The 12,127-nt window shown below is 69.0% G+C and carries 12 protein-coding genes; 5 read left to right on the top strand and 7 right to left on the bottom strand.

Annotated features, from left to right (window positions below; genetic code table 11):
- Positions 1 to 175: 175 nt before the first annotated feature.
- Positions 176 to 1,195: a hypothetical protein gene (locus ACFW22_RS13630; protein ID WP_386402674.1), complete on the bottom strand. Its 1,020-nt coding sequence runs from the start codon at positions 1,193 to 1,195 to the stop codon at positions 176 to 178.
- A gap of 412 nt (positions 1,196 to 1,607) precedes the next feature.
- On the bottom strand, positions 1,608 to 2,543 hold the full coding sequence (locus tag ACFW22_RS13625) for a LysR family transcriptional regulator (RefSeq protein WP_386402671.1): 936 nt from the start codon (positions 2,541 to 2,543) through the stop codon (positions 1,608 to 1,610).
- A gap of 137 nt (positions 2,544 to 2,680) precedes the next feature.
- Here ACFW22_RS13625 and ACFW22_RS13620 point away from each other — a divergent pair, with 137 nt between their 5' ends.
- A complete protein-coding gene (locus ACFW22_RS13620) occupies positions 2,681 to 3,928 on the top strand; it encodes an MFS transporter (RefSeq protein WP_386402668.1) in 1,248 nt (415 codons plus the stop codon).
- 199 nt (positions 3,929 to 4,127) lie between these two features.
- Here ACFW22_RS13620 and ACFW22_RS13615 read toward each other — a convergent pair whose 3' ends face one another.
- Both ACFW22_RS13615 and ACFW22_RS13610 read right to left on the bottom strand, forming a co-directional pair.
- Positions 4,128 to 4,496, bottom strand: a complete 369-nt coding sequence (locus ACFW22_RS13615) for an ArsR/SmtB family transcription factor (protein ID WP_386402823.1) — start codon at positions 4,494 to 4,496, stop codon at positions 4,128 to 4,130.
- A gap of 187 nt (positions 4,497 to 4,683) precedes the next feature.
- Complete coding sequence (locus ACFW22_RS13610; protein WP_384887957.1) at positions 4,684 to 5,058, bottom strand: hypothetical protein; 375 nt, start codon at positions 5,056 to 5,058, stop codon at positions 4,684 to 4,686.
- A gap of 400 nt (positions 5,059 to 5,458) precedes the next feature.
- On the opposite strand from ACFW22_RS13610, the gene ACFW22_RS13605 reads away from it, so the two are divergent.
- Complete coding sequence (locus ACFW22_RS13605) at positions 5,459 to 5,887, top strand: SsgA family sporulation/cell division regulator (protein WP_386402664.1); 429 nt, start codon at positions 5,459 to 5,461, stop codon at positions 5,885 to 5,887.
- A 349-nt stretch (positions 5,888 to 6,236) separates the two neighbouring features.
- Here the strand turns inward: ACFW22_RS13605 and ACFW22_RS13600 are convergent, their stop codons facing one another.
- Positions 6,237 to 6,722, bottom strand: a complete 486-nt coding sequence (locus ACFW22_RS13600; protein WP_386402661.1) for a hypothetical protein — start codon at positions 6,720 to 6,722, stop codon at positions 6,237 to 6,239.
- Positions 6,723 to 7,199: 477 nt separating this feature from the next.
- Between ACFW22_RS13600 and ACFW22_RS13595 the strand changes: the two genes are divergently transcribed.
- The 3 genes from ACFW22_RS13595 to ACFW22_RS13585 all read left to right on the top strand — a co-directional run bounded on the left by ACFW22_RS13595 (position 7,200) and on the right by ACFW22_RS13585 (position 9,254).
- Positions 7,200 to 7,952 carry a GAF domain-containing protein gene (locus ACFW22_RS13595; protein ID WP_386402658.1) on the top strand — a complete coding sequence of 251 codons (753 nt, stop codon included), beginning with the start codon at positions 7,200 to 7,202 and terminating at the stop codon, positions 7,950 to 7,952.
- A gap of 13 nt (positions 7,953 to 7,965) precedes the next feature.
- Positions 7,966 to 8,700 (top strand): GAF and ANTAR domain-containing protein, encoded by a 735-nt coding sequence (locus tag ACFW22_RS13590; RefSeq protein ID WP_386402655.1) that lies wholly within the window; start codon positions 7,966 to 7,968, stop codon positions 8,698 to 8,700.
- A 176-nt stretch (positions 8,701 to 8,876) separates the two neighbouring features.
- Positions 8,877 to 9,254 (top strand): STAS domain-containing protein, encoded by a 378-nt coding sequence (locus tag ACFW22_RS13585; RefSeq protein ID WP_386402652.1) that lies wholly within the window; start codon positions 8,877 to 8,879, stop codon positions 9,252 to 9,254.
- 12 nt (positions 9,255 to 9,266) lie between these two features.
- On the opposite strand, the gene ACFW22_RS13580 is transcribed toward ACFW22_RS13585, so the two are convergent.
- Together ACFW22_RS13580 and ACFW22_RS13575 are read right to left on the bottom strand one after the other, a co-directional pair.
- Positions 9,267 to 9,971 carry a response regulator gene (locus ACFW22_RS13580; RefSeq protein ID WP_386402649.1) on the bottom strand — a complete coding sequence of 235 codons (705 nt, stop codon included), beginning with the start codon at positions 9,969 to 9,971 and terminating at the stop codon, positions 9,267 to 9,269.
- A gap of 265 nt (positions 9,972 to 10,236) precedes the next feature.
- Positions 10,237 to 11,922, bottom strand: a complete 1,686-nt coding sequence (locus tag ACFW22_RS13575; protein WP_386402820.1) for a GAF domain-containing protein — start codon at positions 11,920 to 11,922, stop codon at positions 10,237 to 10,239.
- Positions 11,923 to 12,127 lie beyond the last annotated feature (205 nt).

Here is a 12,127-nt window from a genome sequence, read left to right as displayed (position 1 = left end):
AAGCGGGAGCCAGCGACTCCGAGGGCTGCTCGACGGACGCGGACACCGGTGAAGGCGCACCTAAGGTCAGACGAGAGCAGGGGTGAACCGGTGGGTCCCGCCCATGAGGCAAGCCGCCGCACCCTCGACCGCCAGCGCTCTTTCTGCCCGAAAGAAGAAAGGCTCACGACGGGTTCTAGAAGAGAAAGAGAAAAGCCAAAAAGGCCCCTCCCGCGAAGAGCGGCACGCAGAAGCAGAGCCCGATGAAAAACACCAAGGGCGCCCATGCGCCGAGCGGCTCCTTCTCGCCCGGCACGAGCCACACCATCCGATACGGCAGCGGAGCCGCTGTCGGGCTTCCCACCGAGCGGGTGTACTGATGACGACCGCCCGATGCACCGATCGCCTCGAAGACGTGCTCGTACCCGGATCGGCCCTTCTGGCGCCGCACGAAATCCGCCCGCACCCGCCGGCCGCTGCGCACCCAACGCCCCAGCACACCGAGGAACTGGACGGCACCGATGGACACGACGAAGCACACGAGGACGAGGGCCCCGCCGATCGCAGAGAAGATGACCGAGGCAAGCAGGCCTTCCCACCACTCCCCGCGGTCAATGAACAGGGACCTCACGAGGGCGTGGACGACGAGCAACACGCCCAAGGACCGGAACGCCAGTTCCGATGCGGTGTAGCGATCGCGCCAACGGGGCCTGCCGGAAACGAGCGGGCCCCCGGAGGGAGGTACGGCCCGGTCCGCGACATCACCCGCATCAGGACGACGGGTACCGGAACCACGTCTGCCGGAGCTGGTCCCCCGGCTGAGCCTCGCCCCGTCCTCCGCGCACACGGCAACCGGCCTGCTCACCCCGCCGACGGGAGCCCAGGGGACTTCGCTGACGGCGTGCCCGTGCTGGGGATCGAAGAAGCACAGTGCCAGCGGGGCACCGGACAGGCGGGCGTCCAGACGGGCCAGGGCCTGACGCCCTTCCGTCAGGGCACGCAGTACATCCTGCTCGTCCTCGCTCCGCACCCCCTGCCGCGCTCGCTTCGCCTGCTCATAGGCGTTCAACGCACGCTCGAAGTCCTGAACGGCGTCGACGGCCGTCCCGGGCCGTGCGGGATCGAAGGGGTGGGCGGCGAGCAGCTCGCCGAAGGAGGTGACCTCCTCGTCCCAACGCGCGCTCGCCTCGCGTCGACGCTTGCCCTGCAGCCCCATCCCGCCCCTCTTCTCTTCCGCGCCCCCGGCATGAGATGTCGGTCCGTGGACCGCTCGTGCGCCTCCGCGTTCACCGGCCCGCATCCACACCGCTCCTCCTCGGAGCCTGCTCGCGAGGGGCGTGCCGCGCCCAGGAACTCGCCACCACCCTAACGGCCCTTGCCCTCGGATACCGGCGCGTACTCGCACGTGGTGGTTCCCATCAGCGGCCGCCCCGCGCACGGGTGATTCAGTCGCGGTCGGTCAATCATCGCCGGTACGTCGCAAGCGGAATCCAACCGTGACGACCAGCCACGGCGCAGGTCCTACCTCGCGTCGGGAGGCGTCGACGGCCCGGACGGCGGTCCGATTGCCAGGGGCTGCTCCTCGTCCGCGCGGGCGGGAAGAACGGGCCGCGCGGGCGAGGGCAGGTTCAGCGCGGAGCGGCCCAGTCAGGCGTCCAGGTGCCGGTGGCTTCCTGCTCGGCCGTCATGGCGGCGAGATGGGTGCGGAGGCTGACCAGCGCCGGGTGGGGGTTGTCGCGGTGCCAGAGGAGCGAGTGCGGGTAGACCGGCGTCGGGTCGGTCACCGGAATGCGGCGCAGGCCGTGGTCGGCGGGCCAGATGAGACGGGTGTGTGCGCCCATGAAGGTGGCCAGGGCCGGAGTGTCGGCGATGGTGTCGAGGAGTGCGTCGGAGCCGAAGTTGGGGCCGGTCGCCTCGATGGTGAGGTCGAACTCGGCGACGAGGTCGTCATAGTAGGCGCCCCACTCGGTGCCGGGGGCGATGCCGGGCATCCAGATCCGATGTCCGACGAGTTGGGCGAGGGTCACCGACCGGGCGTCCGCAAGCGCATGGTCGGGGCCGATGAGCAGGTGGAGCGGTTCGTCGAGCACTCGGACGGACTCGATGCCTTCGGGCAGGACACGCCCGGGTGCGGTGACGGCACGGAAGGAAGCGTCGATCGCGCCGGAGCGAAGGGCGGTGACGGCCGTCTCGATGTCGAGCAGCATCATCACGGTGAGGTCGACATCGGGGTGCGCACGGTGGAAGCCGCGCATCAGGTTCGACTGCGCGCTGCGCGAGGTGATCACGTCGACGCGCAACGGCCGGTGCCCCGGGCGCACGGATGCGCCCGCACGTTCGACGACGAGCAGCAGCTCTCGTGCGTGGGGTAGGAACGCCTGGCCGTCGATGGTGAGCTCGGCCCCGCGCGGGGCACGGGTGAACAAGCGCACGCCGAGGGTGCGTTCCAGCGTGGCGATGCGTTTGGAGACGGCCTGCTGGGTGATCGACAGGTCGGCGGCGGCCTTCTGGAACTGGCCCGCTTCCACGACGGCGACGAAGGTGCGTACTGCTTCGAGGTCCACGTCGACTCACCTTAGTGAACAACTTTTGGTTGTGTACGGACGATGGATTGGTTGTTTGACCTGCTGCTGTCCCGGCCGTTTAGCTCTCGGCGACCAACATCCGTTTGTTCGGTCGGGACCGAGGGAGCGCACTGAAGGTGCTGGGCAGAAAGTCACTGGGCCGACAGTTCGGCTGGCTGTGGGCGGCCAGTGCGGTGAGCGCATACGGATCGGGGCTGGGTTTCGGGGCATTGCCGCTGATCGCCGTGCTGGTGTTGCACGCCGGCCCGGTCGAGGTGTCCGCGCTGTCCGCGGTGGGGCCTGCGGTGGGCGCGCTGCTCGCGGTACCGCTCGGGCCGTGGGTGGAGTTCCGGCGCAAGCGTCCGACCATGATCCTGATGGATCTGGTCCGGTTCACCGCCATGGCGTCGATCCCGATGGCCCATTTCTTCGGTCGGCTCGGTTTCGTTCAACTGCTCGTGGTCTCTGCCGTGGTCGCTGCGTCCAGGATCGTCTTCAACGCGGCCAGCGGCGCTTACCTCAAGGTCCTGGTCCGGCCGGATGACCTGCTCGTCGCCAACGCACGGTTCGAGTCCACGCACTGGAGCTCCCTCGCGGTGGGGCCACCGCTCGGTGGAGCGGCGATCGGCATGTTCGGGCCGGTCGTCACCGTGGTGGCCGATGCGGTCAGCTATCTGCTCTCCGCACTGGGCATCACCGCGATCCGCGGCCGGGAAGAAGTTCCGCGCGGCACCGGTGGCAGCCGGGGTCGAACAGCCGCACCCTTCGACGGCTGGCGCCACATCATGGGCCACCCCGTTCTGCGCCCCCTCTACTTCAACCACCTGCTCGTCGCCGGTTTCGTCATGGCCACCGAGCCGCTGCTGGCCGTGCTCCTGCTCCGGCAGCTCGGGTTTCCCCCCTGGCAGTACGGCCTTGCCTTCGCCGCCCCCTGCCTCGGCGGACTCATCGGTTCGCGCCTGGCCCGCCGCGTCGTGGTCCGCTTCGGCCGGTACTGGGTCTTCCGGACCGTCGGCACCCTGCGCGTCATCTGGCTGATCGGCCTGGCCCTGGTCCGACCCGGCACCGTCGGGCTCGTCACCGTGATGGCCATCGAGGTGGCGATCATCATCAACATGAGCCTGTACGGCCCGGTGCTCGCCGCCTACCGGCTGGAACTCACCCCCCGGCACCTCGTCGCACGCACCCTGTCGGCCTGGTCGATCGGGCAGCAGATGTCCATCGCCGTCCTCACCGCGCTCGTCGGGATGCTCTCCGCCGCCATCGGCCCGCGCGCCGCCCTCGCGGTCGTGGGACTGCTCGCGCTGACCACCCCGCTCCTGCTTCCCCGGCCGAACCAGGGTTCACGGAAGGATCCGGAGCCGTCCCGAAGTCGCCTCGGGTGAGCGGACCGGAACGAGGGGATACGGATCCCCAAAGCTCTGGCCGTGGAACTGGGGTCCAAGCATCCGACGTGGCCGTCCGCGCAAGGCGGCCGGTCCTGTACCGCGCGTCCGTCGCCCAGCACCCGACACCATCAGCGGACCGCTCTCGGAACGGCAGGTGCACGGGGACGGGCGACGGACGGTCAGCAACCGTTCGGCGTCAGGTGCGGACGGGAGCCGGGGGCGCGGCGTCGGGGAGGAACCGGTCCTGACGGAGTTCGGCGAGCAACTCGTTCCGGCCGGCCAGCATCTCGGTGAGGATGCGGCGCGCGGCGCGCAGCAGATCGGCCACGTCTCCGCCCGCCAGCTCGTAGGTGACCGTGGACCCCTCCCGGGTGGAGACGACGATGCCCGAACGGCGCAGCACGGCCAGTTGTTGGGAGAGGTTGGACGCCTCGACGTCGATCTCCGCCAACAGGTCCCGGACCGCCATCGGGCCGTCCTGGAGGAGCTCGAGGACGCGTATGCGGACGGGGTGACCGAGCATCCGGAAAAACTCGGCCTTCACCTGGTACAGCGGCACCTGCATACCCACGACGCTCCTACAACTCCTCGGACCGTTTGCCACGGCCGTGCACACCCACCGGCGGCACGGCCCCTGACCATCGTCGCGTCCCGTGAGGCCACGCGCACCCGAAGTTGACCGGTTTCGGATCTGTCGAGTTGAAGAAATCTTCAACTCATGGGCACGCGTAGGCCCGTTCGGGACGTGAGAGCTACACCTCGAGCTCTGCCTCGACCCGACGGAGTTGGTGGCGGGCCATGGCCAGGTTGGACTTCGCCTTGTCGAGCACCAGGTAGAGGAACAGTCCGCTTCCGCTGCGGCTGCGCAACAGCCTGATCAGGTGGTACTGACTGCCGAGGGTGATCAGCACGTCCTCGAGGTCGTCCTGGAGTCCCAGCATCTCCATGGCCCTGACCTTGGCCCGGATCACGTCCGTGTTGCCGGCTGCAGCAACCGTCAGGTCCAGGTCCTTGCCGCCACCGAGGGTGCCCAGGGCCATGCCGCTGGTGTAGTCCACGAGCGCCACCCCGAGCGCACCGTCGATCGAGGTCATCGCTTCCTTCATCGACACTTCCACATTGGCCATGGTGGCCCTCCCCATTGCAACTGCCGTGTCCGGCACTGGATCTTTCGTACCCGGACGCTACCGATCGTCGGGCGGCGCATGTCCGGATCCGCGGATTCGTCCGAAAACGATCGTTGTGGAGACGAGGCAGAACATCTCGTGACCGACCCGCTGCCCGGCACCCGAGTGCGGCCGGCACGGTGACATGCCGGGGCGTCCTGTCGTTGGACGTGACATGACCGCACGAAGCACTGCATCCGTCGGCCGACCACGCCCCGCTCCCGCTCCACGGGCGGCGTCCCCTGCAGGAGGTACCGACCGCCACGACGGCGGGGGTCGTCCCGCCACCGCCAGGGGCGCCCTTCCGCGGGCCGGCGGTCCGCCGGCGTCCCGAAAACGAAGAACGAGAAGGGAGCGACCCATGCACAAGTTCGTCGACGAGGAGGTTCCGATGGACCTCTTGCCGACGGAAGGCCCTGCGTACCGCATTCCAGTGCGCATGAGATACGACAACTGCGACCCCCTTGCGGTGCGACTCGTCATCCCGTTGCCGGACGGCTCCACGAACACCTGGTGTTTCGCAAGGGAGTTGCTGTTCAACGGGGTCGGACGCCCTTGCGGGGAAGGTGACGTCACCGTCTCGCCCGTGGGGCAGCACGACGGCGGCGCGGTACTGATCCGCCTGCGGGTCAACCAAGAGGAAGCGCTGTTCGTCACTCCGGGCGATCCGCTGAAGGCCTTCCTCGACCGTACCGGCGCACTGGTGCCGTTCGGGCGCGAAGAACACCACCCCTGTTACTGGTGGCACTTGGACACGGAACTGGACAGCATCTCCAGATCCTCCCGCTGACCGTTCCTCCGCAGGGAGCCGACGGAACCCTGCGCCGAGACGTACCCACCCGGCCGCCTCCATCACCTCCTGAACCCTCCTGAGCGCCGTGTCCGCCCCGGCGTCGTTCCCCGCCGTCGACCCCCGCGCCGTCACTCCCCCAGACCCCGGGACTGACCGCGCTCCGCCGAACACCGCCGCACGGGCTCCGACGCCCCGGCAGCCCCGTCTCCTCCATGTCCCTCCAGGTGCGCAGCAGGCTCCCGAGGGCTGCGGCACCACCGCCCACCGGACGAACGGAGGCCCGTGGAAACCTGCGACCGTCGTGCTTCCGCTTCCTCTCCCCGCAATGAACCGTGGATCCGGCCAGTCACCTCTTCGGCGCCACACCCGGCGATCGCGGTCCCCTTTCCCCCGGACCGCCTTCACGCCGCTCCCGCAGGCACGTCGCCTGCCGAGCAACACGCACACACGCCAGCACCGCGTCTTCACCGTGCCGGCGCCAGAGTGCCGGATCCACGGCCTCTCCTGAGCCGCTCAACCAGACTCCCGCAAGGAGCCGGGCCGCCTTCTGCACATCGGTCTCCCCGGTCTCCCGACCGCCGGGAGACGCCTCCACCGCAGTGCGGGCGAAGCCTTCGAGCTCCGGTGAGAGGAGCAGACGAAGATCGAGCAGGAGGGTGTCCATGAGGGCGGCGAAGGCGAGGAGCTTCCCCTCCGGTTGATCCATGTCCTGGAGCAAGCGGTCATGGGTCTGCTCGCCCAACCGATTGATCACGGAGAGGCGTTGGAGAACGACGTATCGCGGATGGGCCTCGTCCGGAGGACGCGGTGCGTTGGCTCGTAACGGCGTCATGCGTGACTTCCTCGTACAGGTCGCTTGGGGTGCTTCCAGCAGTGCCGGGCCGAGCACCCGGCGGTTCCGATTCCCCGGGGGGCGATCCGTCACCGCCGAGCCGATGGCCTGGTGTACGGAGGTCACACCACCCTGCCGCCTTCGGCCGCCAGCAGGGGCGAACGGCCCTCCGTGGGGGCCCTTCGCCCCCTTCCGCCGCTCCGCGCACCGCTGCATCCGCCCTTGCGCGAGGTGGCGTTCGAGCCGTTCGGGCCGAACCGGTCGGGACCACCGGTCCCGATCACGGGACGTCGGGTCCCTCGCTCCCCGTACCCGGGCAAGGAGACGGTGGAGACCGGAGGTTGCACATCAATGAATCCACGCATCAGCCACATGGCATCAGGGACCAATCCCACGTCCGTCCCGGCCGACCAGAACCGGCGACAGGAGCCGGCCGATCATGATGCACACGACCCGCACGTCGAAGGCGGTGCGACCATGAGGGCTCGCGCGGAGGAACTCCACCGCGTCCTCGTGGAGCGCGCCGCCCCGGACAGGCCGAACCTCGCCACCGTGTGCCAACTCGTGGTCGAGAACTGCGCGGTCGAGTCGGCGGCGATCCTCATCGGCCGGGGGCAGCAACGCGGCTCCCTCCACAGCACCCATGGTGTGGCCGGGGCGATGGAGGACCTGCAGATCACACTCGGGGAAGGCCCGAGCGTGGACGCCTGGGACACGAGGGAACCGGTCACCGCAGGTGACCTCGCGGAGGCCCGCTTCCTCGAGCGGTGGCCGGGCTTCACCCCGCAGGCACACGGGGCAGGCGTCCAGGGGGCCTTCGTGTTCCCCCTGCAGGTCGGCGCCATTCGCTTGGGAACGCTCTCCCTCTACCGCATCAAGCCCGGACACCTGATGCCAGAACAGGTCCGCGACGCACTGCTGCTCTGCACCATCGCTCTGGAGCAACTGCTCTCGCTGTCCCAGGAGAATCCACCGTCCGCACCCGGAACCCTGGGCCTGGGCACGGAAAGCCTGCAGGTGTACCAGGCCACCGGCATGGCCGCTTCCCAGATGCGAGTCGGCATCGAGGAGGCCTTCGTCCGGATGCGCGCCCACGCCTTCAGCGCCGGGATGTCGCTGTCGGAGGCCGCCAAGCTGATGATGACGGGCCAACTGGTCTTCTCTCCGGTCCGGGACCGCCCACCGGGGCGGCCTGGCGAGGGGCCCGACGACGAGGCGGACGGGCAGTGAGGGGAGCACCGTGATGGACAGGGAAGAGGCTCTGGCCTCTGCCTTCGTGGAACTGGCGGACACCCTGGTCGAGGACTTCGACATCATCGATTTCCTCAACCGCCTCGCCGAGCACTGCGTGTCGCTCCTCCATGTGGACGGAGCCGGCATCCTGCTGACCAACCCGCAAGGCGAGCTCCACTTGATCGCCGCGTCGAGCGAGAAGACGCGTCTGCTGGAGCTCCTCCAACTGCAGGGATTCCAAGGGCCCTGCGTCGCCTGCTACACGGAAGGACGTCGGGTCGACTACTCGGATCCCGACCCGGACGCGGAAGTGGAGGACCTCCCCTGGCCGCGCTTCGCCAAGGCGGCCCGTCAGGAGGGGTTCCGCGGCGTGTGCGCGCTCCCGATGCGCCACAAGGGCAAGGTGATCGGCGCGCTGAACCTCTTCCTGCACGACTCCGGCCCGCTCGACGACCGACGCGCTGCACTCGGCCAGGCCCTCTCCGACATCGCCACCATAGGCATCCTCCAGGAGCGGGCCACGAGACAGCAGGAGATCCTGGCGGACCAGTTGCAGTACGCGCTCAACAGCCGAGTGGTCATCGAGCAGGCCAAGGGGTTCCTCGCCCATCGGCTCGAGACCAGTCTCGACGAGGCGTTCGCAGCACTTCGGACGCTGGCGCGGGGCAGCAACCGGAAGCTGGTCGACATCGCGCTGGAGGTGATCACCGAACCCGACAAGGTGGTCCCCGATCTCCAGCCTTGAGGTGTTCGGAGCCCAGGGTGGGCCACCATGAGTCATACGATCACATTTAAATCGGAACTCGGCGTGGCGTCGTGACACGGCACTAACATCCTTGTCAGGCCTTCTGCCCCAGGAGGCCTGACAAGGTGCCGCCCCAGACCCCGGCGGACTCAGGAGACCTTCCATCCGGAGTTGTGGTGCACCTGTACACGCTCAGTTTCCCCCATCCCCATCACTACGTGGTGTCCTTCCACGGCGAGGCCGACATCCTGAGCGCCCCGCTGCTACGGCGCGCCTTGGGCAAGGCCTTGGAAGACGCCGCCGGTCGCGATGTCGTCGCCAACCTCTGCGAGATCGACTTCATGGACAGCTCGGGAGCGGCACCGCTCATCGAGGCGGACAGGTCACTGCACTCCAGGGGGCGCCGTCTGTGGATCAGCTGCGCCACCGCACGCAGCGCCCGGCTCTTCCGTGCGCTGAAGCTGGACGGGGTCTTCCCCAGGGTGCCCCGCAGCGTAGCGGCGGGGCTGTGCAACAACGGCGTCGGTCACCACGCGGCGTGGACGACGGAATGAGGGGCCCCGCCATCAGCCGTCCGACGTCAGGGGGGTGTGGCCAGGAGGCCTCAGCGCATGGCTGGCGATCACCGCCGCCTGGACCCTCCGTTCCACACCGAGTTTCAGGAACAAGCGCGAAATGATGTTCTTCACGGTCTTCTCGGCGAGGTGCAGCCTCCCCCCGATCTCCCGGTTGGTCAGCCCTTCGCTCACCAGCAGGAGGATCTCCTTCTCACGGTCGGTGAAGCCCGGGAGATCCGGCTCCGTGCGGCGCTCGGGCACCTCCCCTCGGACGCGTGCCATCAGTCGCGCGGTGGCACCCGGATCCAACATCGATTGACCGGCGGCCACCGTACGCACGGCAGTGACCAGGTCGGTACCGGTGATCTGCTTCAACACGTAGCCGGCCGCGCCCGCCATGACCGCGTCCAGCAGGGCCTCCTCGTCGTCGAACGAAGTGAGCATCAGACAGGCCAGGTCCGGCATGCGCGAGCGCAGCTCGCGGCACACCGTCACTCCGTCGCCGTCCGGGAGCCGGACGTCCAGGATGACGACCCGTGGACGGAGGGCGGGGATCCTGACCATGGCCTGGGCCGCCGTGGCCGCCTCGCCCACGACCACCAGGTCGGGTTCCGCACCGAGCAGGTCCTGCACCCCACGGCGGACGACTTCGTGGTCATCGAGCAAGAAGACGGTGACGGGCTCCGGTGCGGGCGGGAGACCACTGTCGATCATGACTCAACTCCTGTGCGTGCGAACCCCCAAGGGGCCACGTGTCTGACAACGGGTCACTACGACAAGATTCTCGGGTGCGTTCGGCCCCGTTGTACTCGAGATCCGACGCCGGAGGACACCGCGCGAAAATCGGCCTGCAGATCAGGAACCGATGCGACACCACGGGGACCCACGGCGCGAGCGGACACCGCCACACGGGTCCGCCTCGACCGGGAGGGCGGCGTGAGCGGGCAGGACCGTCCGACGAACGGCGGACCCGGGTTCCTCACGTTCCACTCGGAAGCGGCACCGTCCAGACGGCTCTGGCACCACCCGTGTCCGGGCTTTCCAGCACGAACGTGCCGCCGAGTTCGTCCGCCCGCTCGCCGATGTTGCGCAATCCGCTCCGGCGGCCTTGCGCCGGGATGCCGATGCCGTTGTCCGAGACGCTCAGTACGATCTCCCCCGGGTTCGCCCTGAGCACCACGCCCACCCGGCTCGCCTTGGAGTGGCGGGCGGCATTGCTGAGGAGTTCATTGAGCACGGCCATGGTCTGGTCGGCGATGGCCACCGGCACGTCCGTGTCCAACAGCCCTTCCATGCTGAGCCTCGGCGGGTGCCCCAGAGCGGCAGCCGCGTCCCCCACGGCTCGCGCAGCGCGGGCTCGAAGACCGGCGTCCGAGCCGCGGTCCCTCGTCCGCAGCCCGAAGATCGTCGAACGAATGATCTTGATCGTCTCGTCCAGGTCGTCGACCGCTCGCCCGACGCGCTCGGCCGCCCCCTCGTGCTGGACCAGCCGAGCGGCGCTCTGGAGCGTCATACCGGTTGCGAAGAGCCTCTGGATGGCGAGGTCGTGCAGGTCACGGGCGATCCGGTCACGCTCTTCCAACAGCGCCAGTTGCTCGGCGTCCCTGCGTCGTTCGGCCAGCTCCAGGGCGATCGCCGCCTGACCGGCGAATGCCACCAGGGGCTCCAACTCCTCCTCGACGAAGCCCGGTTCCCCCGCGGCACGGGCGAGGAACAGGACGCCCCGCCGCTCGCCCCCCGCGGTGCCCAGCGGAACCGCCACCGCCGGCCCGATGCCGTCCCTGGTCTGGCCGTCCCTAGGGAAGCGTTCGTCAGCAGCTGCGTTCCAGGTCGTCACCGGAGTGCCGGACGCATGCGCCGCCCCGGACAGGGTCCCACTGCCCGGAACCAGCAGCCCCCGTCTCGTCGCGCTCCCTTCCGGACCGACCGCGAGTTCCACGACGAGGTCGTCCGCCCCCGTCACGGGCACGGAGATGTCCGCCAGCACCGCCCCGGTGATCTCCTTGGCACGGCTGGCGATGATCTCCAGCACGGCTCCGCGGGAACTTCCGGACAAGAGGCTCTCGGTGATCTCGGCATTGGCCTTCAGCCACCGCTGCTGTCGCTGCGCCCCTTCGTACAGACGGGCGTTGTCGATCGCCACTCCCGCCGCCACGGAAAGCGTGGAGATGACGGCTTCGTCCTCGACGTCGAAGTCCACTCCACCGCGCTTGTCCGTGAGGTAGAGGTTCCCGAACACCTCGTCGCGCACCCGGATGGGAACGCCGAGGAAGGTGCGCATGGGCGGATGGTGCGCCGGAAATCCGTACGAGGAGGAATGCGTGCCCAGGTCGGTGAGGCGTAGGGGCTCCGGGTGGCGGATGACCTCGCCCAACAGTCCGTGACCGGCCGGGCGCGGGCCGATCTCGGCGATCTGCTCGTCCGCCAGCCCGACGGTGAGGAACTGGGACAGGGTGCGGCCGTCGGGTCCGATGATCCCCAGGGCGCCGTAATCGGCGTCCACCAGAAGGGCAGCCGCCTCGACGATGCGACGGAGCACCTGCGCCAGGTCCAGCTCGCGGCCCACGGACACCACGGCTTCGAGCAGGCTGTGCACGCGGTCCCTGGTGCCCCGCACCGCATCGATGCGGACCTGAAGCTCGTCGAGCAGCTCGTCGAGCCGCATCCGCGGGACCTGTGCCAACGGCTCGCTCACGCTCACCCGTTCCTCCTCGCCCTTCGACCGGCACCAGCCTACCCAAGATCAACAGTCCGAACGGCTCTCCGCGGGATCCTGCGGAAGCGGAGCGAGCAGCCCCCGCTGCCCGGGCCGTGCGGTGAGCCAGCCCCGCGGGTCCCGGTGCCGCCCCGTCCTCCGGGCACGCGTCGGC

It is taken from the genome of Streptomyces sp. NPDC058872 (assembly GCF_042743065.1).
Lineage (GTDB): Bacteria > Actinomycetota > Actinomycetes > Streptomycetales > Streptomycetaceae > Streptomyces.
This window is presented reverse-complemented; position numbering and strand designations above follow the sequence as displayed.

What these genes read in the sequence shown, in the direction of transcription:
- ACFW22_RS13630 (WP_386402674.1), bottom strand. Translation starts at nt 1,195, where the DNA reads ATGGGGCTGCAGGGCAAGCGTCGACGCGAGGCGAGCGCGCGTTGGGAC.
- ACFW22_RS13615 (WP_386402823.1), bottom strand. Translation starts at nt 4,496, where the DNA reads ATGCAGGTGCCGCTGTACCAGGTGAAGGCCGAGTTTTTCCGGATGCTC.
- ACFW22_RS13610 (WP_384887957.1), bottom strand. Translation starts at nt 5,058, where the DNA reads ATGGCCAATGTGGAAGTGTCGATGAAGGAAGCGATGACCTCGATCGAC.
- ACFW22_RS13605 (WP_386402664.1), top strand. Translation starts at nt 5,459, where the DNA reads ATGCACAAGTTCGTCGACGAGGAGGTTCCGATGGACCTCTTGCCGACG.
- ACFW22_RS13600 (WP_386402661.1), bottom strand. Translation starts at nt 6,722, where the DNA reads ATGACGCCGTTACGAGCCAACGCACCGCGTCCTCCGGACGAGGCCCAT.
- ACFW22_RS13595 (WP_386402658.1), top strand. Translation starts at nt 7,200, where the DNA reads ATGAGGGCTCGCGCGGAGGAACTCCACCGCGTCCTCGTGGAGCGCGCC.
- ACFW22_RS13590 (WP_386402655.1), top strand. Translation starts at nt 7,966, where the DNA reads ATGGACAGGGAAGAGGCTCTGGCCTCTGCCTTCGTGGAACTGGCGGAC.
- ACFW22_RS13580 (WP_386402649.1), bottom strand. Translation starts at nt 9,971, where the DNA reads ATGATCGACAGTGGTCTCCCGCCCGCACCGGAGCCCGTCACCGTCTTC.
- ACFW22_RS13575 (WP_386402820.1), bottom strand. Translation starts at nt 11,922, where the DNA reads ATGCGGCTCGACGAGCTGCTCGACGAGCTTCAGGTCCGCATCGATGCG.